We start from the raw sequence: 24,536 nt of genomic DNA, 5'->3' as shown, positions 1-24,536 counted from the left end.
TTACTAAAATATGCCGAGTCCGTGCGAGATCGGGAGAAAATGAACGAATCATATGATTGTAAGCGAATTATTGAGTCATACGGAAGGTGGAAAGAAGCTTTTTAGGATTATTCCATCCTTTACTATGTGGGAAGAAGAGAGTAGTATTCAACTCGTACCTGAACAGTTGAATATTTCGCTTAATTTTCTGATACGAAAAGCGGGGGAACCACGTGTTACATGGGGTGAATGAAGGTGCTGATCCAGGGTACCTTTTAGGGCAGATTTCTCGCGGCCCGAATCCGACAGCTAACCTCGTAAGCGATCGTGAGAAAGGAGAACATGTGTCTATAACACAAGGTCGATCCTTGTGTTTTTTTGCGTCAATTTTGAGAACTATAGAAATACGATGTTCAGTTGAGACTAGTTTTATTGGAGGAACGTCCACGAAATGACAAGCGATTCATTGAAAAAGATTGTGTTTGGTAAGCCGCTGAAATCCAGCGAGTTGGAGTCGGAGAAGATGCCTGTTTGGAAAGCACTTCCGATCCTATCCTCGGATGCGCTATCCTCTGTATCTTATGGTACGGAACAAATTTTGTTAGAGCTCGCAACCGTAGGCGTTGCCGCATTTGCGTTCTCTCTACCTATTGCGGTTTCGATTATTGCCTTGATTCTATTGCTCGTACTCAGCTATAGGCAAGTGATTGAAGCGTACCCAATGGGCGGCGGCGCTTATATGGTGACCAAAGAAAATTTGGGCATGGTCTGGGGAAGATTAACTGGTGTATCCCTCTTGATTGATTACACACTGACTGTAGCTGTTTCGATATCAGCCGGTGTGCAGGCGATCACGTCCGCTTTTCCGTCCGCTGTACCGTATATCGTTCCGCTAACATTATTTCTAGTATGGGTGATGGTTTGGCTTAATTTACGAGGCACATCTGAATCAGGAACCGTGTTTGCAATTCCAACTTACTTCTTTATTTTTTGTATCCTTTTGCTAGTAGGGAAAGGTGTATATGATTTACTAACCGGGTCGCTTAATACGCAGGCCATCGAATTTGTACCGAGCTCTGCAACGAACTCATTAACGTTATTCGTACTACTGAAAGCATTCTCGTCGGGCTGTTCAGCTGTCACAGGGATCGAAGCAATCTCTGATGCCGTACCTCACTTCCGCACACCATCGGTGAAAAATGCAAAGCGTACACTGATCTCACTAGGTGGTCTGTTGGCTATCGTCTTCGGCGGGGTGACGCTTATCGCTTTGGGCTACGGGATTGTACCTGATCCTAATGGTCATACATCCGTGCTTTCGATGGTGACAGAGCAAGCCTTTGGCCGCGGCGCCATGTACTATGCTACACAAATCGCGACGATGCTGATTCTCGTACTCGCAGCGAACACAAGCTTTAATGGTTTCCCGATTTTAGCTTCGATTATGGCCCAGGACAAGAACTTTCCAAGAATGTTCTCTTACCGCGGCGATCGACTTTCTTATCACTATGGTATTATCACGTTAGGTGTATTAGCGAGCTTACTTCTCGTTGGTTTTAAAGGTAAAACCGATGCGCTCATTCCGCTTTATGCGATCGGCGTATTTCTCTCTTTTACACTGGCTCAGACCGGTTTGGTTCGGAAATGGTTAAGAGAACGCGTACCTGGCTGGATCGGAAAGTTGATGATTAACGGCTTAGGCGGCATTGTTTCTCTAGCTGTTCTTATCATTTTCTCTGTTACCAAATTTAGCGAGGGTGCTTGGATTGTCATTCTGATAACGCCGATTCTTTTGGGGATTATTACGAAAATCAGTCACCATTACGACGATGTTGCCAAACAGCTGCGCATCGATATTACACAAGACCGCGTCTGCACCAAAGAGCCTGTCATTATCGTACCTGTAGCTGGGATTCATCGTGCTGTTGAACAAACCTTGAACTACGCGAAGTCGCTGTCGCCTAACGTGATTGCCTTCTATGTATCCTTCTCCGATGAAGATGAGGAAGCGATGCAGGAGAAATGGAACATTTGGGATCCAGGTGTTCGACTCGTTGTGTTCAAATCGCGGTACAGAACGATCTTGAAACCGCTCGCTGAGTTCATTGAACGCATCGACACGCATGTGTCTGAAAAGCAATCGATCATGGTGATTCTACCGCAATTCATCCCGAAAAAATGGTGGCATCGTCTGCTTCATAATCAGTCTGCGGCGCGTATTCGCTCCAAGCTGCAATCGGAAAAGGATATCGTTGTTGCAACTGTGCCGTATCATTTACATGAATAGACGTGTAAACTAATAGGGAGATGGAGTTAAAGAGGTGACCTTATTATGGTGAAAAAGAAAGCTAAAATGACGCCAGCTTCCCCTAGCGTGCAAGATAAACCAGCAACGCTGAAGGATCTTCTTCGCCCTGATGTTTTGGCAGGACTCAAAGCTCAGGCTGACGCGATGAAAGCGGAAGAGCAAGCGAAGAAAGACGCAGAGAGAGCGAAGGCGGAAGCGGCTCGTAAGGCGGAAGAGAAGCGGCTGGAAAATGATTTTGCCTATCAGCTGGAGAAAAGCAACTTGGATTGGCGTAAGCATAAATGAGGGGGCGCACGAAGTGCCTCCTTTTTTTGCTTGGCTCGGCAGTTGCGCTTTCAGCATGTCAGGCGGAGGGCATTGACGTTGCGCAGGAGACTGCGCAAGCGACGGAGCAAGGGGCTATGCAGGAGAAGGCTGCTGTGACGCCTGAAGCTACGAAACAGGTGACGCCGCAAGTGAGCGCGCAGGTTGCGCCACAGGTCACAACGATGCCCGCACCGCAGCCCTCGCTGCAGCCGACAGCTACTGCGACCATTGCGGCTTCTGCGTCGTTAGAGCAAAATTTGCTGAACCGTTATGCCAAGGCCGTCCCTGCTAAATGGGGAGAACATATCTCTGGTGTGAAAGAACGGTTACATACGAAGGAGAAAATCATTGCGCTCACGTTTGATGCCTGTGGAGGCAAAGACGGAAGCGGCTACGACGAGAAGCTGATCCAGTTTTTGATCCAGGAGCAGATCCCTGCGACACTATTCATCAACGGTAGATGGATTGCTGCTAATCCGAGCATCTTTGCGGCGCTGGCCGCCAATCCGTTATTTGAAATCGAGAATCATGGCACTGAGCATCGGCCCTTATCTGTGAATGGCAAGCCTGCCTATGGGATCGCAGGTACGAAGAACGTCCAAGAAGCCATTCATGAAATGAATGACAACGCGAATCAGATCGAGAAATTGACGGGCAAGCGGCCTCATTTTTTCCGTTCGGGTACGGCCTTTTACGATGATGTGGCGGTATCTATCGCCCATGATCTTGGCTTCGAGCTTGCAGGCTACTCCGTGCTGGGCGATGCGGGGGCGACATATAATACGAAACAGGTCTACAACGCGCTAATGAAGGCGCCAAGCGGCTCCATTGTGCTTGCGCATATGAATCATCCCGAGAAAGAAACGGCAGAGGGTGTGATTCAAGCGATCCCCGAGCTGCGGAGAGCGGGCTTTCGGTTTGTGCAATTAGCGACTATGGAGCTGGAGTGACTTTACGTTAGATTTACACGTTAGATTTTGACACGTGCTTGGTACCCCAATCCTCTTATTGTAGTAATCTCTCCTTCCTCTGTACGCCAGTCCCGCAGCGTTTGCCGAATCCGGTTAATCGCTAGATCGACCGCTCGCTCGCTTCCTTCATAATCGAACCCCCATACATTCTCAATCAGTTGTTCTCTTGTCATTGTTTGATTGGGGTGATTCAGTAAATAGAGCAGAAGATCCAGGTCTTTCGGCGTGAAACGAAGTTCGGTTCCATTCAACTGCACGGAATGCGATTTAAAATTTACTTTTAAGCTGCCAAAATATTTCGCGTCTTCCTGCTCAAACACGCGAGTTGAGCGTCGCAGCACCGCATCGACTCTGGCGGTAATTTCTTCGCCGATAAAAGGTTTTGTGATATAGTCATCTGCCCCTTGTTTCAGACCTTGCAATTTATCTTGGATTGTTCCTAACGCCGTCAGCATAATAACTGGGCAAGCGCTTCGTGCACGGACAAATTGCAGGAGATTCCATCCAGAATCATCCGGCAGTGTGATGTCCATTAGGATGAGATCCGGTGAATGCGATTCGAACATATCCTTTGCTTCTTGACAGGTATAAGCCTGACGGACGGAATAGTGCTCTCTTTCCAAATATGCCTTTAATACGAGGGAGATTGTCGTATCGTCCTCAACAACCAAAATTTGTTTCATCCTATCCCGCCTTAAGTTTTTCTAGAAGTATGTCGTAAGATGTTACTATTTCTTTCTTCATAGGGAACATGCATTCCTGCCGAATAAGAAACAGACTACCTGCAAGCGAATGTTCCCTGCAGGCAGTCCGTTATGATGCGATTACACGGCAAAGAAAGAGTAAATATCATTCGAGTGCTGGAAACCGATATGCACGAATTGATTGGTATTCCTATCGTACTCGTAATCCATTTTCCAGCTGTCATAATGTTGGGTTACTTCGGATATGGCATGTACAATTTCATGAGCTTCCTTATTGGTCATGACGGGATGCAAGGAAATGCGCACCCACCCCGGTTTCACATCCATATATCCGGCATCAATACGATTGGTGATTTGCTTGGAGAACTCTTTATCAATATCCAGCAAATAGTGCCCGTAAGTTCCAGCACAGGAGCAACCGCCCCGCGCTTGAATCCCAAATCGATCGCTTAACAGTTTGGTAAAAAGGTTGTAATGGATCGTTTCTGAGTAGAAGGAAATAATGCCGAGACGTGCACTTTTTTCCGGCTCAAGCATATGAATATGCGGGTTTCTTTTCAATCCCTTAAATACGATGTCAAGCAGCTCGTTTTCTCGCTCATGGATGGATTTCAAGCCCATCTGTTCCTTTAGCTTGAGACAAAGCGCTACGCGAATGACTTGAAGGATGCCTGGCGTTCCGCCATGTTCACGTTCTTCGATATCGTCGCAGTACGATTTCTCCCCCCAGGGATTCGTCCATTTCACCGTACCGCCTCCAACGGCATCCGGGATCCCATTCTGATAAAGTTTTTTATCGAAAAGTAATACACCACAGCTGCCTGGGCCTCCAAGAAACTTGTGAGGGGAAAAGTAGATGGCGTCCAATCGTTCCAAGGGGTCTTCGGGGTGCATGTTTATGTTCACATAGGGAGCGGCTGCTGCAAAGTCCACAAAACAAAGCCCGTTGTAGGTGTGCAATAGTTTTGCCATTTGATAATACGGCGTGGATACGCCCGTCACATTGGAACAAGCTGTGAACGCCCCGATAATCAACTTGCGGTGGCGATTCTCTTCCAACAGAAGTTTCAAGTTGGTTAAGCTGATATTCCCATCGGTATCCGGCTTCAGCACCATGACATCCGCAGTGGTTTCAAGCCATGACGTATGATTCGAGTGGTGTTCCATATGAGTAACGATCACCAATGGGCGGTCTTCTTCCTTCAATCTGATCTGACAACGCACTGATTCTGGCACACGCAACCCCAAGATACGCTGAAAAACATTAATGACGCCAGTCGTTCCGGAACCGCTGGTCAACAACACATCTTGTTCCAAATCGGCATTGACATGTGTTTTGATAATCCGCCTTGCATGCCGGTACCAGTTGCTCATCATTTCCCCGGCAGCGCTTGCTTCTGTATGTGTATTCGCCATAAAAGGCCCAACGATCTCCGTCATCTTCTTCTCAATCGGCGTATATAAACGGCCGCTTGCCGTCCAATCAGCGTAAATCATATTTTTCCAACCATATGGCGTTTCATACCGGTGCTCAATTCCAATCACATATTTGCGATAGGCGTGGAAAAATTGCTCTAATGTTGACATCTCGATTTATACCTCCAGGGTGTTTGTATTGTGTCGTATAGGTATAGAATAACAGTCTACTTTATTAGATAAATTTTTTATATAGTGGATTTATGACTACTTTATCTTGTTTTTTTAAAATATTTCTGAAATATTAGGGGGGAAAGGGTTCAAGATATTTCGAGAGGGATGGTCAACAACATGTCTGAACAGCACATTTACATTCGGTACACTGAGGATGCGGACGCCGCAGAACTAACAGCGATGTTCAAGCGTAACAGGGATTTCTTTGAGAAGCATTCGCCAAAACCGCCCGAGGCGTACTATACGGAAGAGCACCAGCTCCAAGCCATTTTGAAAAGTAAAGAAGATAGGGACGCGGATAAGAGATATTCCTTCGTTATTTGTTTGGAGGAGGATGGTCGAATTTTCGGCCAAATTGGGTTGAATTTTGTGATGAGAGGAGCGCTCCAGAGCTGCATGATTGGTTACAATCTGGATCAGGCCTATAATGGTAGAGGGTATGCGACGGAAGCGGTTAAACGGGTGGCCCAATATGCCTTTGACGAGTTAAAGTTTCATCGGATTGTTGGTGAAGCCTCGCCGAGTAATCCTGGATCCATTCGAGTTCTCGAGAAGGCTGGTTTTCACAAAGAAGGAATCTCACGCAGCAACGTGAAGATTAACGGGGTATGGGAAGATCATCAAGTGTTAGCTTTGATCAATCCGTCAGAAGAAATCTAAAAGCGCTCGCCCTAAAGGCGGCGCTTTATCTTTTTTTCATCTCAAAAAACTCGCAAGCCGCCCGGTCATAATAGGTCAACTCGCTGACCCGCGTTTGAACGACAATGGTCGTATCGCTGAATCGCAAGAGGGTGGCATTGGAATCGACAATGTGGTCATCCTTGAACACACGCAAGACCGCCCCACGCTCTATCGCCTCTTGAAAATCTGCATCGGTATGTAATCGTTGATTCCTTGCCATAAGTGAATAAGGTCCCCTAACATCAATGAATTCGTTCCTTACATAATACCATAAGACGCAGAAAAGGCCGAATCTAGACGAACGCCTATGCCTAGCCGAGCATACAATGTAGCACCAATTGCTGCTTAGGCTGAGAGGGTGATCTGTAAGATGGATATTCAACTAATGCCGATTCATTGGGTCTATTTAGTGTTCATTGGCTTTATTTTAGCGCTTCTTATTAAACGCAGGGATACAACGATGATTTGTGTTGTTGGTATTTTTGCGCTGGGTCTGCTTGCGACAGAGACGTTGAGCGGATCGGTTTCAGGTGTGTTTAACAGCTTTATCTATGCAACAAAAGAGTTGATGGGCACGATCATGATTATCTCGATCATTGTCGCCATGAGCCGTGTGCTGATTCGCACGGGAATTAACGAAACCATGGTGGCGCCGCTGACCAAATTTCTGCGAACGCCGGCCCTAGCCTTCTGGGGAATCGGCGTCATTATGATGGTGACATCTTGGTTTTTCTGGCCTTCACCTGCGGTGGCGCTGATTGGCGCGGTGTTGCTGCCAGTCGCTGTGCGTGTGGGCTTGCCTGCGCTGGGAGCGGCGATGGCTATGAACTTGTTCGGGCACGGAATTGCCCTTTCCGGGGATTATATCATTCAAGGAGCGCCTAAATTAACTGCGGATGCCGCGGGCTTGCCTGTAGCTTCGGTCATGGAAGCGAGTGTGCCGCTGGTGATAGTCATGGGGCTCGTTACGACGATCACCGCGTTCTGGTTCATGCGCCGCGATATAAAGAAGGGGACATGGCGCAGCGGGTTAATCGATTCTCGTTTAGAAGAAACAGACGACCTCGTTGCAACAGATCAAGCGTCCAAAGTGTTTATTAGCGAGCGTTTAAAAAATGTGCTGGCCATCGTAATTCCCGTCTTATTTGCGCTCGATGTTATCGCGATGTTCGTCTTGAATTTGCAAGGCGGCGATGCGACGGCTCTGGTTGGAGGCACTGCGGTGTTTATTTTAATCGCTGTCACCTTGCTCGCTCATCGGAATGAAGGCGTAGAGAGAGTGACGTCCTATCTCATCGAAGGTTTTGTATTCGGTTTCAAAGTGTTCGGACCCGTCATTCCGATTGCGGCGTTCTTCTATTTAGGGGACTCGGCACTTACGGATATGTTCGGTAAAATATTGCCAGAAGGTTCACACGGTATCGTGAACGATCTTGGTGTCGCACTCGCGGATCTCGTGCCGCTGAATGGTGCAGTCGGCGCCGTCACGCTCACTGTTGTCGGTGCCATTACAGGACTTGATGGCTCCGGCTTCTCTGGCATCTCGCTCGCAGGCTCCATCGCGCAGCTGTTTGCAACCGCCATCGGCTCTGGTGCCGCAGTGTTGACCGCGTTGGGGCAAGTTGCAGCGATCTGGGTGGGCGGCGGGACGTTGATTCCGTGGGCGCTCATCCCAGCCGCAGCGATCTGCGGCGTGAGCCCGTTCGAGTTGGCGCGGCGCAACCTGAAGCCCGTGCTTATTGGCCTCGCGGTGACGACAGTTGTGGCGATGGTTTTAGTGTAGTCATTGAATGAATAAACGCAGTCGTCCTAGGGGATGGCTGCGTTTATTTCGATGACGCGTTCATTAGCTAGCTCTCTACTTTTTTCAACCCAATAGATTACCCTAAAACGAGCGAGCCTCTTTCACTTGATTTGTCCAAAGCCACCTAGTCTCGATCCAAATAACCCTATCGGCGCAGTTTGAAGATTAACCATCCACCGCCAGCGTCAGCATTTGCTAATCCGAGCACATCTCTTGCCTATGTCCATCTTTCGAAGTAAGCTTGCATATAGATAAGTATGACCTAAGGGAGCTGAAACAAAAATGGAAGTTAATTTCTGCATGAGCTGCGGAGCTGCCATGGAAACGCGTGAAGTGGATGGAACCCCAAGACGGGCATGTACATCATGCAGCTATGTTCACTGGGGAAACTATAGCATCGGAGTTGGTGCTCTCGTGATCAAAGATGAGAAAATACTGCTCGTACGCCGGGCGCAGGAGCCAGGCAAGGGGAGATGGACGAACCCAGGCGGCTATATTGAGCAGCATGAGCCCATTCAAGCGACGATCGAACGTGAAGTCATGGAGGAATGCGGTGTTCAGGCGAAGGTATCTAAATTAGTGGCGGTGCGTGATTTGCCGAGGGGCATACATAATGTGTATCTTGCTTTTGAAATGGACTATATCGGGGGAACACCGCAGCCAGATGGTGTAGAGGTCGATGCTGCTGGTTTCTACAGTCTCGAAGAAATGGCATCGCTGCCAGTAGCCGATTTTACCAAATGGTTGATTGACGTTGCGTTGCATTCGAATAGTGATGGTCTAGTGGAGGATCAAGATCCGATTGTTCACATGGCGGGATACGGTCTGTACCGTACGGCAAAGGTGAATCGCCTATGATCCAACTTCGTGGGCACCATCTACTCTGCTTATTGGGCTATCGCGGCATGGGCTATTCGCCGGCGTTTTGTGAGAATATGACGACTATTTACGAGCAGCTGCGCCAAGAGCCTGATACGATGATTCGGCTGATTCTCGGCCCCGATGACCTCTGTGCGGCGTTCCCCAAGGATGCCGACCCGCATTGTGAGAATCGCACCGTCTACCTTCGGGATGCAGAAATTGCAGCGAAACTAGGACTGGAAGTCGGCATGGAACGGAGCTGGTCCAGCATTTGCAGCCAGGTGGCCAGTCTAATCAAACCGACCGACATCTCCAACTTATGCGCAACTTGTCGCTGGGAACCATATGGTGTATGCGCGGATGGTGTTCGTATCATCGGAGAGGGCGGCGCTCTGCCGCCTGTAACGAAGAGATAGTCGAAAAAGTCGACTATCTCCAAGCCGCAGGGGTCGAATCGCCCTGAGATAGTCGAAAAAGTCGACTATCTCCAAGCTGCAGGGGCCGAATCGCCCTGAGATAGTCGAAAAAGTCGACTATCTCCAAGCTGCAGGGGTCGAATCGCCCTGAGATAGTCGAAAAAGTCGACTATCTCCGAGCTGCAGGGGCCGAATCGCCCTGAGATAGTCGAAAAAGTCGACTATCTCCGAGCTGCAGGGGCCGAATCGCCCTGAGATAGTCGGAAAAGTCGACTATCTCCAAGCAGCAGGGCCGAATTGCCCTGAGATAGTCGGAGAAGTCGACTATCTCTAAGCAGCAGGGCCGAATTGCCCTGAGATAGTCGGAGAAGTCGACTATCTCTAAGCTACAGGGGCCGAGCCCCCAACCCGCTGCGCATAGCGGGTTGTTTCCCTGCAAAAAGGCGTGCAAACTGTCCCCAGTTTGCACGCCTTTTTCAAATCACGACACCCACGCCGAGCTCCAGCTTCTCCGCTGGAGAGCTGAGATGATTGGAAACCATCAGCAGATCGTCGATCGGCTGCAAGTAAGAGCGCAATAGGCGGCTGTCTCTCTGATCGGATTGCAGCCATTTCTCCATGTTTTCCTCATCCAAAATGGCTGGCATACTTGCGTGATATGGCGATACTACGGCATTCGGCTCCGTCATCAGCATCATGCAGGTGCGCAGCTCCTCCTCGCCGTTAGGCGCTTTCCACACATCGTAGAGGCCTGCAATACCGAACGTACCGCTTCGCATTTTAAAACGAATCCACTCCGTCTCTTTCCCCTCGCCGATGCCCACATAGAAGCTGCTGCATGGAATAATGCACCGCTGCTTTTGGACGATACGCTCGAACACGACGTTCGAGAAGATGGAGTTGCGCTCGCCGCACACCGCATCTTTGGCCCAGAAGGGCATTAATCCCCAACGGAACTCATCCAGTAGTCGCTCGCCTTTCCGATTCATCATGATCGCAGAAATGGATTCGGTAGGACGTACTTCATAGCGAGTGGCGCTGTAGGAGAGCAGTCGATCGACGCGGAATTGTTTCATGACTTCTTGAACATCAGCCAGAATGGCTATGGAATGACACATGATTATCACCTCAATGGATTTTGGTTATTATCATTATTTTCCATCGACAACCAAATCATGTATGAGGCTTAACACTTTTTTCCAAACGGGGCATGCCTGCGCGCCCAAACAAAAAGAACCGAGAGCAACTCGCTCTCGGTTCTTTACTTTTTATTCTGCGGCATGAACATGGATGCAGTCTTTGCCATTGCGCTTTGCTTTGTACAAGCATTCGTCGACAAGTTGAAACCATGCTTTCTTCATTGTGTTTCGATTATAGGAGGCAAGTCCGATGCTCATCGTGAGCTTCTGATCCGGCATTTCGGGGATGATTGTTTCACGAATCGTTTGCATCAATTTCTCACAGATAGCGACCACTTCTGCGCTCGATTTCCCAACGAACAATACGGCGAATTCCTCGCCGCCATACCGGAAGGACATATCATCAGGGCCAAGCCCTTCTTTGAGTATGTTACCGATCGTCTTAAGCACAACATCGCCAACCCAATGACCGTAGTTATCGTTAATTTGTTTGAAGTTATCAATGTCCATTAGCGCAAGCTCAATCGGTGTATCGTGAGGCATATGCGAGATGAGATGGTCCGTATGTTCCTGAAACGATCGGTGATTGAATAGCTCCGTCAAGGCATCGACTTTGGAAAGACGGTCAATCATGACATTCCGAATCAGAAGATCCTGCTCACGCACGATCGAATCTTTCAATTGAGCTAGCAGCGCGAGACCGCGCCCCATAATCGTAAAGCATAAAAGTGCTGTCGCTGTCAGAATGGTAAGAGAAACGATAATTTCATATGGAGTAATCGATTGTCCGCTAACGAAAATTTGAATTACTATCAAGCCAATTAAAAAAATAACACCTGAACTGTAAGCGAAGATCACATATTTTTTCTGAAAATAGATGGAGGCTAGTAGAATAGAAATGCTGATCAGCTCGTAGCTACGTGCCATTTCAGGGATGGCTAGTATAAATATACTAACCATGGTCATGGTCCATAGGATCATGATAAAATCACTGTAGGCTTTCAGAAAGTGAAGCGACAAATATCCAAGTCCCATAAGGAGTAGCTGCAAGATCGTAGGGAAAAGTTGAAATGTAACAAATTCATCTAACCAATTCGAAGGCTGCTCGTGCATTTCAAAAAAGAGTGCGAATAAAGCAGCAACCTCATAAATGATGAGAATCCACCACAACATGAGGATTAGTTTGCGATTCCAAGTCGGATCATGTGCTGGAAATTGTTCCATGAACAGGCGGCCACTTTCCTTTCAGGGCAGTAGGTGTCGATTTAATTTGTGCCTTATCCTAATATTGTAAAGAATAACCACCTGTAAATGCAAGAGATTTAGTTTTCATAGCGTTGAAGGTGGTATAAATATAGCGATGCAACAGGGAGGATTATGACTCTTCAAGGGTATGTACACGCATGGGAGCATTATAAGGATGAACTCCAATTGCTAGATAAAAAGCTAGAGCTCCTCTACAAGCGCAGGCAAAGGCTCACGCCTGATCCGCAAACCGATTCGTTCAGGGGCATGTTTGTGTCCGAGGATGAATTTCTGCGCCTAATCGGTCGATTTCGTATCGAGGAAGAGGGGGAGGACGAACAAGAAGCACGGGAAGTGATTGGGCAGCTGGAAGCTGAAATCGCCTTTCGCCGCGAAGCGAGCAGCAAATCTGGCGTGTTCCTTCCATTAACGTATCTGTCCTCCGTATTCGGTCTTTCACTGATTGAGGAGCGCTTTGTGATGCTTGGGCTTGCCGTCGAGCTCGATCGGAAATATGAGCGTATCTTTGGGTTCTTGTTGGATGATCTTACTTGCAAAATGCCCAACATCTCCCTCGCGCTGCAAGTGGCTTGTCAGAGTCCCGAGGAAATGCGCGCAGCACGCATGACCTTCATGGCGCCAGAAGGCAAGCTGGCACGGTATTTCCTTAACCAGGATGCCCCAGAAGTGGCGGGTCAGACGCTGTTATCCAAGCTGCTGCAGCTGGACAAGCGGATGATCACCTTCCTATTGGATTCTGGTGAACTCGATCCGAAATTGAAGCCAGCGGTGGAAATCGTTTACCCAGACAGTGAACTCCCTCCGCTGCTTGTGCAAGAGGATTTTCAGCTCAGGCTGCGCAACTTTATTGAAGAGATATTTGAGGCGCCTCTCCATGAGCGCAAAAGGCTGGCCTTCCATATCTGGGGGCATGCAGGCGCTGGCAAAAAGCTGCAGGTGCAGCATCTCTGCCGCTCCTTCAAGAAACCGCTGCTGCTGGTGAATCTTGCCGATGTGCAGCTGCATGCGGCAAGATTTGAAGAATCGATCAGCGTCATTCTACGCGAAGCGATTCTTCACCAAGCCGTGTTGTGCTTCACACGGCTGGAAGTGCTCTACCCCGCCGAGCCGGATCTGGCGGCGCAGCAGCGGCTCGCGCGGTTCCACGAGCTGCTGGACGGCTACGGGGGCCTGGTGTTCCTCCTCGCCGAGCGACACAATCGGCTGAGCTGGAAGCCCAAGGAGCGCCTGCTCCTTGAGCATGAGCTCACCGTGCCGGACGAAGGCGGCCGCGAGCGCCTTTGGTTAACATTCGCGCAAGAGCTGGGTCTCGGCGCGGATGTGGACTACCGGGTGATGAGCGGCAAATTCCGCTTCACCCCGGGGCAGATTCGCCGCGCGCTCACGCTCGCTCGCGGATACTCGGCTTGGCAGCAGGAGCCTGCCAAGGATAACGCGCCTGTGCTGCGCAGCGACGCGCTGTATAAGGCGTGCTACCAGCAGGTGCAGCATAAGCTGGAGCGCAAGGCGACGCGCATTGAACCGCGCTACGGGTGGGGGGATGTGATCCTCCCGCCCGAGCAGAAGGATCAGCTCCGCAACGCGTGCAATCAAGTGAAGTATCGCGGCGTCGTATACAGCCAATGGGGCTTCGAGAAGAAGCTCGCCTACGGCAAAGGCCTGAGCATGCTGTTCGCAGGCCCGCCAGGGACAGGGAAGACAATGTCAGCGCAGGTAGTTGCGGGCGATTTGCAGCTGGAGCTGTACAAGGTCGATCTCTCTCAAGTGATTTCCAAATATATTGGGGAAACCGAGAAAAATCTGCACGAAATTTTTGAAGAAGCGCAGATGAGCAACGCCGTGCTGTTTTTCGACGAAACGGATGCGCTTTTCGGTAAGCGGTCTGAAGTGAAAGACTCGCACGATAAATATGCGAACATCGAGACGGCCTATCTGCTTCAGAAAATGGAAGAGTACCAAGGGATCACCGTGCTCGCTACCAATCTACTAAACAACATTGATGAGGCTTTCCTGCGGCGGATCAATTACGTCATTAAATATCCGTTCCCTGATAGTGAATATCGGGAGAAAATATGGCAGTCCATGTTCCCGCCATCGGCGCCGCTCAGCGATGATGTGGATTTCAAATATCTTGCGCAGCGCTACGAGATCGCAGGAGGAAATATCAAAAACGTCGTGCTTTCCTCCGCTTTCTTGGCCGCAGAAACGGGTGAGCCGATTCGCATGGGACATATTATTAAATCGATTCGACATGAATTGCAGAAATCTGGTAAAATTCTTGCTCGTCAAGAGTGGGAAGACTTTTAATTCCCTATAGTCATCCAGAGAGTTTCCAATTATAATAGAAAAAGGTACACAATGTGACATAAAAACCAGCGGTTCTACAGGTGTATCTAGGTAATTTGAGGCAGGAAGTGACACCCATAGGTAATTATTCTGTCATTGCAGATGTAAGTGCGTCCCTAATGAAGCTTCTCAGAGAAAACATGACACCAGACCCTATTCCCCAACCAGAAATGATAGGGCTCGCCTCACCCGTTGATAAGGGGGATTTCTATTTATCTCTCTACTTGTACAACGTGCGTGAAAGTGGTAATAATCGCCAAACACATATGATTGCTAGAGGAACGAATGAGATTCAGTTTCCTCCGATGGTCGTAGATTTGAGCTACTTATTGACCGTTCAATCACCGGCAGAGCTGTCCTCCAGAGCGCTGGATGAACATCGAATTCTCGGCAGGGCGATGCAGGTTATCTACGACAACTCCGTTCTGCGAGGTTCAATGACCGTAGGTTCATTGGCGGAGCAAGACGAAGAAGTTCGCATTGTCATGGATCCTTATAAAGGAGAAAGCATGATGAATATGTGGAATTTCTCAGACACCCCTTATCGACTCACCGTGGCTTACACCGTAGGACCCGTACATATTGATTCTACACGCATCAGAACAACTAAAAGGGTTTCGGAAACCGATTTTCGTATTCAAGGTTAGGAGGTTCCACCCGTGGATCCAATTCGGTTATCGCAATTGAAATCCCGTGTTTCTCTGGTTGTGTGCGTGATCGACGCACTCACCTCACAAGCTCCTCTTGGCAATACGACCACAGTTCATCTAGAAGGCACCCGTTCGAAAGCAATCCGCAAATCGAATGGTTCCTATATATTCAACGATTTAACGCCTGGCGATTACCGCTTAGTTGTACAGAGCGACTACTACTTTCAGGCATGGAAAAACATCGCAGTTACAACCCACAATGTTATTGAAGTTGTTCAATTGAATCCCATTCCGTCTTACACGTTTTCCCCAGGTGCAGGACTGATCCGTTGCATGCTTCGCGATGCTGCTGGAGCACCTATTCGCGATGCTCACTTACAATCCACCGTTCTTACGGAGGATTGTGCGCGCGCGCGATTACTGACAGACGGAGCCGACAAAGGCGCTCTTGAAGTAACGTTAAGCTCATTTACAGGTACGATTGTGGCTGGCGATACTTATCTGCTCCGGGGAAGGGGCGTTAAAGCTGCGGAAGAAATCATTCGTATTTCCGAAGTGCTGGAACATCAGAAACGGTTTCGACTCGTAGATGGGCTGAAGAAAGCGTATGCGAGAGGCGCACTGCTGTTGCCCGTACAAGAAACGCGAAGCACGCAGCGCGGAGAGGTTGCCATTGCTTTTCGAGGGAACCGCACCTCTACCTTTCAAACTGATTTGGTCATAACGTATGGCGTAAACGGCAGGCATGTGATCGAGGAAATTACCGTTTCCGAAGGAACAACTGCTAATCTTGGCACCTTAGTCCTTACATAACCCTAATTAGTAGAATGGACACGTCCATCTTCTATACAAAAATGACAAGCAGAAAGGAGAGAACTGGTTTCATGTCAGTGGTCTTAGTGTTATGTAAGCATTGCCATCTGACAGAACTGGGGAACAATGGCTGACTATTTATCACCTGGAGTCTATGTGGAAGAGTTTGACAGCGGAGCACAACCGCTTGAAGGTGCAAGCACAAGTACGGCCGGGTTTATAGGGCTTGCGCAAAGAGGGGAAATTGAAGGTGTCCCTCAATTGGTTACGAGTGTAGCGGATTTCCACCGTTTATTCGGCAGCTACTTGTCCGAGAATGAATTCGGCGAATATCGTTTCCTGTCTTATGCGGTTGAGCATTTCTACTTAAACGGAGGCTCCCGTTGTTATGTTATGCGTGTAGCGCCAACTGACGCGAAAGTCGCAACAAACCAAGGGGCATCCAATAAAGAAGCAGCAGTGCTTGAGATTGCTTCCAAAAACCCAGGTACATGGGGGAACCAAGTTCGTATCGTGGTTGTTCCAGCTAGCAAAGCAAAGACACAAGTCTATGAAGTGCTAAGCGAGAAACAATACCGCGTCAAAAATAACGCTGGCTTTAACGTTGGCGACGTTGTTGCTTTTGAAGCAGGGGGCGCGAAACAATACAGCAAGGTTGTTGCTTCCCAAGACAACATTATTGAATTGTCGGAAGCGCTTGATGGCGATGTTGTGGACAGCGGTTTGCTGCCGTCCAAAGTGTTGACAACAAGTGAGTTCACCCTTCACGTATTTTACGGTGACGAAGCTGAAACGTATGAGAGAGTTTCTCTGAACATTACGGCAGCGAATCACATTGAGAAAATCGTTTCCCGCTCGAACATCATTACGGTGAAAGATTTGACTGAGGGTCAAGATCTTGGCGCAATCGCTCCTTTCGAGGTGCTTTCCGGCGAGAACGAGTCCGTTGGCAAATTCCAAATCGCTTTGTCTGGCGGCAGCAACGGTTCCATCGCGAATGTAACGCCTGATATCTATATGGGTGTTGACCGTGGTCCTGGCAAACGTACAGGTATCCAGTCCTTCATCGATAACGATGTCGTATCCATCATCGCCATTCCAGGTGTAACAGAGCCGACGGTTCAATTATCCCTAGTTGCGCACTGTGAAAATCTAGGCAGCCGCTTCGCTGTTCTTGATATTCCACGTGATAAGACGAAAGTAGCGGACGTTATGACGCACCGCAACATTTTCGATAGCAGCTATGCGGCGATGTACAACCCTTGGTTGCAAGTGTTCGATCCATTAGATAAACGCAATATTTACATACCGCCATCTGGCTCTGTAATCGGTATCTACTCCCGTTCCGACCAATCGCGTGGTGTTCAAAAAGCGCCTGCGAATGAAGTCGTTCGCGGTGCAGTAGGCCTAGATTGCCAATATAACAAAGGTGAGCAAGATATTTTGAACCCACAGGGCGTAAACTTGATCCGTCATTTTGCTGGACAAGGGATTCGCGTTTGGGGGGCTCGCACAACATCTTCCAACGGTCTTTGGAAATATGTGAACGTTAGACGTTTGTTTATCTTTATCGAAGAGTCCATCAAGAACGGCACGAACTGGGTTGTTTTTGAACCGAATGACGAACAGCTTTGGGCTCGTGTACAGCGGACGATTGATGCGTTCTTAACGCGGGTGTGGAGAGATGGTGCTTTGATGGGCGGAAGTCCTTCGGAAGCGTTCTACATTAATATTGGCCGCAGCACCATGACACAAGATGACATCGATAACGGTCGATTGATTTGTGTGATCGGGGTTGCTCCGGTGAAACCTGCCGAGTTCGTGATCTTCCGCATTACGCAGAAAACAAGAGAAGAATAGTTTAACGTTAGATATTACGCATATTAGGAAAGGGGTATAACATGGCTGGCGAACGTAGGGATCCATACCGCAATTTTAGATTTAGAATTGAAGTAGAAGGAATTCAGCAAGCTGGATTCAGCGAAATTTCTGGATTTGACGCTTCTCTTTCGGTAATTGAGTACCGTGAAGGAAACGAAACCATCACACCTCGGAAGCTTCCGGGACTTGCAAAATACGGCAACATCTCATTGAAATGGGGGGTTACAGACTCCATGGATATGTACAACTGGATGTCTGAATCCATCCAAGGGAAAATCTCCCGTAAAACAGTTACGATTATCGCGATCAATGAAGAGGGCGGCGACGTAGCAACTTGGCAAGTTATCGAGGCATGGCCGTCCAAATACTCAGCACCAAGCTTCAAGGGTACTGGGAACGAGGTTGCCATCGAGAGCTTAGAGCTTGCTCATGAAGGTATGACTCGTACGAAGTAAGGCATGACTAGAGTGGGTGCCGAAGCGATTGTCTTCGGTACCTAACTCTTCTTTTTGTTAACAAGTATCATGAAGGAGGTACCTACAGCATGGCTTTTAAGACAGAGTATGAATTCGAGCTTCCTAGAGGGTATGTCGATGAGAATGGAACACTGCATAAGAGAGGCGTTATGCGTCTAGCTACGGCGGCAGATGAGATTTTGCCGATGCGTGATCAACGTGTTCAGCAAAATCCAGGGTACTTAACGATCATCTTGCTTACGCGTGTTATCACCAATTTAGGTGACTTACGTGCGATTGATACGCGTGTCGTTGAGAAATTTTTCACAGCAGACCTAGCATTTCTACAAAACTTCTACCGTCAAATTAACGAAATGGAAGTGCCAAGGGTACATACGAGCTGCCCGAAATGTGAGCACGAATTCGATGTGGACGTGTCTTTTTTGGACGAGATGGCGTAACGGGCTATCCCATTGACAAGATTTATGAGGAAGTAGGCTTTATTGCCTATTATTTTCATTGGTCACATGATGAGATTATGTCGATGGAACACCGTGAACGCCGAACGTGGTGCGAGGAAATTTCCCGCATCAACCGTAATTTGAACGAAGAAGGTAAGAAACAGCCAGACAATCCGTTTGATGTGTTTCGGTAAGAGGTGAGCAACGAATGACGAAACCAACGAAATTGCGCAACATCGGTGGTGCCTTTCGCTTCAAAGTCGAGCTCGATGGTCTGATTGTCGGAGGTTTCTCCGAAGTGACGGGCATGAAGTCGGAGATCGAAGTGAAGCCCTTCTGGGAGGGTGGCTTGAATACGCATCCCCATTACATGGTTCAACATACGAAGTTCCCCAACATTGTGTTAAAAAGAGGAATTTCGAATGCCAGTGAGCTATGGGATTGGTATTATAATGCTTCTCAAGGCAAAATCACACGGAAAAACGGCTCTATCATTCTATATAACACCGAGGGTAACGAGATGTGCCGGTGGAATTTCACCAACGCATTTCCTGTGAAATGGAACGGACCTGATTTGAATGCAACGAGTGTCAATGTGGCGATTGAGTCCATTGAGCTGGTGCATGAGGGTTTGAAGACGATTTTTAAAAAGTAACCGGTTTTGCTACGCAAAACTTAAAGCATATGCTTACGAAGTCAGTTTTCTGACGAAAACTTTTAGGGGGATTGTTCATGAAATCTCGACAATCGCATAAACCCCGTGGAAAGAGAAGTAAGGGAACACTCCGTGTTGCTGAAGGGAAACGCCGTGCATCGGTCGGTCAAACCTCCCGCCTGACGAAGCAATTTGCCTCGGGCATCATGGGGAAATACGGCTGGGATCGGAACAACTATTTGGGTATGTTTGCCCTCATTTTTAAGGGGAAAGGGCTAACCGACAAAGAATTAGCAGCCATTAAGAATCCGAGTGATCGGGCCTGGGTGCTGCAATTGCAATTACAACTGCAAAGCTTGAAACACAGAGAGTCTGCACCACTGATCACAAAACAGCAAACGATCCAACATTTGCAACAGCTACTTACACAGAGCGGCTACGAGCTGCCGAAGCACGTTCAGACTGTTCAGCAAGAGCAACAAAGTGTGCCTCCGCCTCAGCCAGTGCTTGCATCAACAGAGAAGCCTAAGAAGAAGCGCGGACGTCCAAGCAAGCAGGCAAAGTTGCTGGAAAGTCAGCTTCAACTCGCGCAGGAACAAAGTCAGGATATCAAACCTGATACGGTGGTTTCACCACCAGCAACAGTTAATGTCGTTAACAAAGGAAACTCGCCGATTATTCAGCGCTCGATGAAGCAACTTTTGGCTTCGATTGGTATGCTCGCTCATGGGGCAAGGGGCAAGGTGAATCAAACGAGCCCGACGGTGAATGGAGTTCAACATAGAAGCAACACAAGGCATTTTGGGCAAAAGACACTACAACTACTATATAAGCAAGCTATGCGCGAAGGGATGCAGCCGAATGCAAAAGCTAACCATGCAAGCGTAGAACAGCATGTTGATGCGATTCGTGGAACGTCTGTATGGTTAGATCAGTTCCAAGCTGGGCAGTTGCGTTTAACGTCAGATATTGCCTTGTTAGGCACTGGGAATCTTCCCTCTGCAGTCAGCACCGGTTCGCAAACGCAGCCTTCAATTCTGCGTGTTGCTCAGCTGATTTTGCGTGAAATGACGCAAACCCTTCATCACCAAGGTGCTCAGCACGTTGGCGAACTGCTAAGGTTGGAAGATGCAACAGTGGGGACTAAAGTGTCTTCGAAGCTCGGTTTGGGACCTTTCTCGGAAGTAAAGACGCCAAGCACGGTGCAATTTATTCGCAGTTTATTAGTTAAACATGCGGAAGCGGCTAGTGCGGTTGACAGTGCTGTTCCTGGCGAGCAATCGCTCCCTCGGCGTGAAACAGCAGGAAAAAGCGACACGTCTGTTGCCAAAGGCTTCTTGGCTGCTGCGCAAGCACCACTGCCAATTAATGCCGCAAGCTTAACTTCGCGGTTGCCTAGAGCTATGCATGCGACTGCTAGCGCTTTAACTTTCAACAGGCATGCGGGGAAGAGTGGTACGCATGTTTGGCGGAAAGTAAACACGCCAGAGCAACGTGAAACCGTTCGTTCATCCTTTGAAGTTGAAACTATAACGGAAACCATTGAAAGACTGCAACAAGAGAGAGACGAGCTCCGCACGCAATCTGAAGGCCTAGTTGAGTCTCAATCGACAGTGCGTATACAAGAAATTGAGCAATCCATTGCTGCGGCTGTTCAGCAGCAGCAAGCGTTGCAACACGCTAAGGATCAAGTTGAGTTTGGAGCGCGAGTCGATGGCACTGTACAACGCGACGAACAAGTGGTGGCGGGTGTGCTGGCGAGGGAACAGGAGCAAAAGCAATTCCAAGAGCAAGTCCTAGCACAAGAGTTGTCACAGAAGAAAGTAAGAAGATCGAAGAAAAAGCAGCTCCAAGAGCAAGAGGAACAAAGACAAGTTCTGTTACAAGAGCAAGCGCAAGTTCAGCAGCAACGTGAGCTGGAGAATGTGCAAATGAAAGTACTTAATTTTGAAACTAGTCAAGAGCAGCCAGTCAAAAGAAAAAGGGGTCGACCTCGTAAGAACCGAGATATCGCCCTGCAACCATTAGTAACGGTACATGAGACTGCGACAGAACCTGCTGAACAGATGATGCAAGAATCATTTGTGGCTAAGCGGTTAACCGATGCTGCTCCCGCTCATAAACAAGAGAGGGATGTAGTTCCATCGCGTCGTATTGCTAAGGCGGTCGCTGCCCCAAGCACGGTTTTCAGAAAACCGTGGATTCAAGGGAATGGACGAGCACATGTTGAAACCATTCAAAGCAATGAGGGCTGGCTTCAGCAGCTCCTTACACCACGGAGACAACCACCTTCTAATGAGCCAGTGGTTAGAAGTAACCATAATGTTAGTAGAGATTCTAGACAATCAGAACAAGGTTTATTTATTGCGCAAGTGCTTGCTCATGGACCGGATTCCTTTGGTAAACCAAGTCTCGCATCCGATGTTTTTGCGAAGCCTAGGTCAATGAAGCTATCGGATGAGACTTCTATTCGTCATGTGATCTCGAGTGTAGAAAGTACACCGTTCATGCAGAGTGGGCAGATTTTGCGTAAAGAGCAGGAGCTTCAAATGGAGGGTATGGAAACACTCGTATCTTCAAAAGCGATAAATGCATCGACTTCTTTTACACCTAGAAAAAGTGTCATGGGTAGCATGAGCAAGCCTGAACCACAGGTTCATCAGGTGAATAACCGTTTACTAGCAAGTAAGGGTAACCCAATTCCACGGGAGTTAGCAGATCAAGTAGCTGCTAAGATCGCCATTGCGAGTCAGCGCAGTTTGAGTTCTTTACTTCTAAGTACGAATGAACAGCAAGGGGTTAAGCAGGGCGTTATTCAACGTGTTTTGCGAGCGCCTTTACGTAAGGCTGAATCCATGAGGTTGAAAAGTACTGTCAATCAAGAACAACTCCCGAGGACGCTGTTTAGTGGTGAGGCTCAGACGCCAGTTGAATCGAGTCGTGGGACAGATACGGCAAGCTTTTCGGCTGAAATAGCAGCCAAAGTGGCACAAAACAGCAGTGCTATCGTGAATCCTGTCAGAACTGCGCATCAAGGATCTGTCATGTTTCAGCGTCAGATTGCTAGAGCAGGTAATCTAGTCGAGACTTCATCTTCTGTTCAGACATGGCAGACACAGACGCCAAGCGAAAGTCTGACTCAGACTTCCGATTCAGCAGAACGGTCAAGACTTGAGGTTTGGAAAACTGCTGCAAAACAGAATAAAGTGCAAGCAGATAACGATCAAGAAGGCAGACAGCTGCAAAAAGGTACGCCAATCAATGAAGTGGTGCCAGGCAAACCAATTGGTCGTCCATCGGTCGAGATTATTCGTCGATCAGGTGCTCCTTCTCGTGTGGAACGAGTTAGGAAGCAACAAGGAATGATCCAACGGAAGATAGATGCTGGACAATTTGCATCCTTCCATCCACAACCTAGTGAAAGCTTGAGTCGACAAGGGATTCATATGAACGGGCAAGACATAGCGCTGACAAAGCGTGGAACAATGCAACGTTTAAAAGGTCAGCCTACGTTGCGCGCAGGTCGCATCGACAATGGCGTGATGACGAGAAGAATGGATGAAGCAGGACCAAGTCAACAACATCGCGTTTCGGTTCGTGCACAGCACGACGATCAACTAACCCAACGTTCAGCTGTTCTACAGAACAATATGACCGAGGAACAGACGCGAGTTGTTGATAACAAGCAACAACCTGAAGAACTCAGGGATATTGTTCGTGGAAGACATGCGATGCCTGTCCAGGAAACGGTTGAACGTCCGAAGTTGCATCGCATAGTGTCTGAGTATGTAGATGATGTATTGCGCGTGAATCGCAGCATAGTGAATTCTAACGGTGTAGGAATTCAGCGAACGCTAGGAACATCGTTTAGGCAGTTAATCAATCGAGCAACAGCGCAAGAGATTAGGGACGTCACGGAGCTAGCGCGGATTGAACGTCTAGGAACTTCAACACGTAGCGTGGTAAATCCAGCAGGGGCGCAAGTCGAGCTGCTGCAACGACGGCTTTCCGTCGGCAGCAATGAGCGCGAGCCCCAGAGAGAAGAGCATGGTTCGGACAGCCGTGTGGAAGCGGAACGCTTCCATACGGCATCGGCGGAGCAAACCATCCGGGCTATGGTGAGCGCGCAGGTGGAACAGCGCGCTCCAGGTCTGGAGCCTGCGGCCGCTTCGCGGGCCGCAACGGCCACGGGCGCGCGCTCCGCACGCGCGCCGCTGGCTCGCCAGAGCGCGAGCATGACACCGCGTGTCATGCCGCAGCTGGCGAGCCCCGCAGGAGCGCTGCGCGCTGCTCCTGCGAGAACGGCTGCGGCTTCGCCCGCCGCAGCCGAACACCGCCTGCCCGCCCTCGGCGCGGGCAGTATGACTCAGGCGGCTGCCTCTGGCAGAGCCACCAGCGCAGCAGGCAGCAGCCAAGGCACGGCCGCCGCTGCAGTAAAGCCGTTGCACCTGCAGGTGCAGCGGCAAGCGAAATCCGGCGACGCGCCAAGCATCGCCGCACCGCAATCCATCGCGCGATCGCAATCCGCGATGCAAGCGCCAATGGCGCCGATGCGCACAGCATCACCAGACATGGTGATGCAAACCCAGCGCCTCACCGCAGCGCCTGATCTGGTAACGCAAACGCCAATGCGCACCGCTGCTCCAGATTTGGTCTTGCCGCGAAGAACTGCCTCACCAGACATGGTAACGCAAACGCCAATGCGCACCACCTCGCCAGACATACTGGCACAAACGCAACGGATAGCCGCTACGAACGCGTCAGCATCGTCAGCAATGCGCTCAACTACACAAGACATGCCGACGCAAACGCTGCAGAGTAGCCCAGCGCAAGTCATGATGACACAGGCTCAATTAGCCAATCCATCTCGCAGTACGCCGACAAGTCAGGAACATCTGGCCTCGCGGGTGGCGATGCTGGAGCATAAACAAGCACCCGTAAGCCAACTTGCGGAGAAGCCGGTTGAGATGGACTGGCTGCGGACCAAAGCGAGTGGGGATGAGGATTCGATGCCGTCAGCACCTGTCGAGCAGGCTCCGCCAGAGCTTAGCGAACAGCAAATGCAGGAGCTAGTGCGACAGCTGCCACAGCTGGATATCGCCAAAATTGCGGACAAAGTGTACCGCGAAATTGAGAAGAAGCTGCGGTTCGAGCGTCAGCGACGCGGCGTTTAAAAAGCAGATGACATCG

21 protein-coding genes and 1 riboswitch are annotated in these 24,536 nt (G+C 49.2%); of the genes, 16 read left to right on the top strand and 5 right to left on the bottom strand.

Annotation, left to right across the window (positions count from 1 at the left end; translation table 11 throughout):
* Positions 1 to 166: 166 nt before the first annotated feature.
* Positions 167 to 318: riboswitch (cyclic di-AMP (ydaO/yuaA leader) on the top strand.
* 112 nt (positions 319 to 430) lie between these two features.
* The 3 genes from MJB10_RS23900 to MJB10_RS23890 are packed head-to-tail and all read left to right on the top strand — an operon-like array spanning position 431 to position 3,543.
* A complete protein-coding gene (locus MJB10_RS23900; RefSeq protein WP_314799393.1) occupies positions 431 to 2,266 on the top strand; it encodes an APC family permease in 1,836 nt (611 codons plus the stop codon).
* A 45-nt stretch (positions 2,267 to 2,311) separates the two neighbouring features.
* Entirely contained in the window at positions 2,312 to 2,572 is a 261-nt protein-coding gene (locus tag MJB10_RS23895; RefSeq protein ID WP_314799388.1) for a YqkE family protein, read from the top strand.
* Between the two features lie 26 nt (positions 2,573 to 2,598).
* A complete protein-coding gene (locus MJB10_RS23890) occupies positions 2,599 to 3,543 on the top strand; it encodes a polysaccharide deacetylase family protein (protein ID WP_314799385.1) in 945 nt (314 codons plus the stop codon).
* A 20-nt stretch (positions 3,544 to 3,563) separates the two neighbouring features.
* Here the strand turns inward: MJB10_RS23890 and MJB10_RS23885 are convergent, their stop codons facing one another.
* A complete protein-coding gene (locus MJB10_RS23885) occupies positions 3,564 to 4,247 on the bottom strand; it encodes a response regulator transcription factor (RefSeq protein WP_314799383.1) in 684 nt (227 codons plus the stop codon).
* Between the two features lie 141 nt (positions 4,248 to 4,388).
* Positions 4,389 to 5,855 (bottom strand): aminotransferase class V-fold PLP-dependent enzyme, encoded by a 1,467-nt coding sequence (locus tag MJB10_RS23880; RefSeq protein ID WP_314799380.1) that lies wholly within the window; start codon positions 5,853 to 5,855, stop codon positions 4,389 to 4,391.
* Between the two features lie 180 nt (positions 5,856 to 6,035).
* Between MJB10_RS23880 and MJB10_RS23875 the strand changes: the two genes are divergently transcribed.
* Positions 6,036 to 6,578 (top strand): GNAT family N-acetyltransferase, encoded by a 543-nt coding sequence (locus tag MJB10_RS23875; RefSeq protein WP_314799377.1) that lies wholly within the window; start codon positions 6,036 to 6,038, stop codon positions 6,576 to 6,578.
* A gap of 25 nt (positions 6,579 to 6,603) precedes the next feature.
* Here the strand turns inward: MJB10_RS23875 and MJB10_RS23870 are convergent, their stop codons facing one another.
* A complete protein-coding gene (locus MJB10_RS23870) occupies positions 6,604 to 6,819 on the bottom strand; it encodes a hypothetical protein (RefSeq protein WP_314799374.1) in 216 nt (71 codons plus the stop codon).
* A 150-nt stretch (positions 6,820 to 6,969) separates the two neighbouring features.
* On the opposite strand from MJB10_RS23870, the gene MJB10_RS23865 reads away from it, so the two are divergent.
* The 3 genes from MJB10_RS23865 (at position 6,970) to MJB10_RS23855 (ending at position 9,680) form a co-directional block, all read left to right on the top strand.
* A complete protein-coding gene (locus MJB10_RS23865; protein WP_314799371.1) occupies positions 6,970 to 8,382 on the top strand; it encodes a hypothetical protein in 1,413 nt (470 codons plus the stop codon).
* 303 nt (positions 8,383 to 8,685) lie between these two features.
* Entirely contained in the window at positions 8,686 to 9,261 is a 576-nt protein-coding gene (locus MJB10_RS23860) for an NUDIX hydrolase (protein WP_314799369.1), read from the top strand.
* Complete coding sequence (locus tag MJB10_RS23855; protein ID WP_314799367.1) at positions 9,258 to 9,680, top strand: DUF1284 domain-containing protein; 423 nt, start codon at positions 9,258 to 9,260, stop codon at positions 9,678 to 9,680. Before MJB10_RS23860 ends, MJB10_RS23855 begins: the two co-directional genes overlap by 4 nt.
* Before the next feature lie 476 nt (positions 9,681 to 10,156).
* On the opposite strand, the gene MJB10_RS23850 is transcribed toward MJB10_RS23855, so the two are convergent.
* Positions 10,157 to 10,798, bottom strand: coding sequence for an SOS response-associated peptidase (locus tag MJB10_RS23850; protein WP_314799364.1), 642 nt, complete (start codon positions 10,796 to 10,798; stop codon positions 10,157 to 10,159).
* 150 nt (positions 10,799 to 10,948) lie between these two features.
* Positions 10,949 to 12,043: a GGDEF domain-containing protein gene (locus MJB10_RS23845; RefSeq protein ID WP_314799362.1), complete on the bottom strand. Its 1,095-nt coding sequence runs from the start codon at positions 12,041 to 12,043 to the stop codon at positions 10,949 to 10,951.
* A 153-nt stretch (positions 12,044 to 12,196) separates the two neighbouring features.
* On the opposite strand from MJB10_RS23845, the gene MJB10_RS23840 reads away from it, so the two are divergent.
* The 9 genes from MJB10_RS23840 (at position 12,197) to MJB10_RS23800 (ending at position 24,520) form a co-directional block, all read left to right on the top strand.
* The gene (locus MJB10_RS23840; protein WP_314799360.1) at positions 12,197 to 14,392 is read left to right on the top strand and encodes an ATP-binding protein; all 2,196 of its coding nucleotides are present in this window, start codon (positions 12,197 to 12,199) and stop codon (positions 14,390 to 14,392) included.
* Positions 14,393 to 14,499: 107 nt separating this feature from the next.
* On the top strand, positions 14,500 to 15,078 hold the full coding sequence (locus MJB10_RS23835) for a DUF4255 domain-containing protein (RefSeq protein WP_314799357.1): 579 nt from the start codon (positions 14,500 to 14,502) through the stop codon (positions 15,076 to 15,078).
* A 12-nt stretch (positions 15,079 to 15,090) separates the two neighbouring features.
* A complete protein-coding gene (locus MJB10_RS23830; RefSeq protein WP_314799355.1) occupies positions 15,091 to 15,894 on the top strand; it encodes a peptidase associated/transthyretin-like domain-containing protein in 804 nt (267 codons plus the stop codon).
* A 126-nt stretch (positions 15,895 to 16,020) separates the two neighbouring features.
* Complete coding sequence (locus MJB10_RS23825; RefSeq protein WP_314799352.1) at positions 16,021 to 17,754, top strand: phage tail sheath family protein; 1,734 nt, start codon at positions 16,021 to 16,023, stop codon at positions 17,752 to 17,754.
* A gap of 41 nt (positions 17,755 to 17,795) precedes the next feature.
* A complete protein-coding gene (locus MJB10_RS23820) occupies positions 17,796 to 18,230 on the top strand; it encodes a phage tail protein (protein ID WP_056612231.1) in 435 nt (144 codons plus the stop codon).
* Positions 18,231 to 18,319: 89 nt separating this feature from the next.
* On the top strand, positions 18,320 to 18,691 hold the full coding sequence (locus tag MJB10_RS23815) for a phage tail assembly protein (protein WP_314799343.1): 372 nt from the start codon (positions 18,320 to 18,322) through the stop codon (positions 18,689 to 18,691).
* Positions 18,652 to 18,885, top strand: a complete 234-nt coding sequence (locus tag MJB10_RS23810) for a DUF6760 family protein (RefSeq protein ID WP_082592721.1) — start codon at positions 18,652 to 18,654, stop codon at positions 18,883 to 18,885. The genes MJB10_RS23815 and MJB10_RS23810 overlap by 40 nt, the downstream gene beginning before the upstream one ends.
* A gap of 14 nt (positions 18,886 to 18,899) precedes the next feature.
* Positions 18,900 to 19,346: a phage tail protein gene (locus tag MJB10_RS23805; RefSeq protein ID WP_314799340.1), complete on the top strand. Its 447-nt coding sequence runs from the start codon at positions 18,900 to 18,902 to the stop codon at positions 19,344 to 19,346.
* A 77-nt stretch (positions 19,347 to 19,423) separates the two neighbouring features.
* Positions 19,424 to 24,520: a hypothetical protein gene (locus tag MJB10_RS23800; RefSeq protein WP_314799337.1), complete on the top strand. Its 5,097-nt coding sequence runs from the start codon at positions 19,424 to 19,426 to the stop codon at positions 24,518 to 24,520.
* Positions 24,521 to 24,536 lie beyond the last annotated feature (16 nt).

Source organism: Paenibacillus sp. MBLB1832, from assembly GCF_032271945.1.
Taxonomy (GTDB): Bacteria; Bacillota; Bacilli; order Paenibacillales; family NBRC-103111; genus Paenibacillus_E; species Paenibacillus_E roseopurpureus.
The sequence above is the reverse complement of the archived record's forward strand: the minus strand, read 5'-3'. Positions and strand labels throughout refer to the sequence as shown.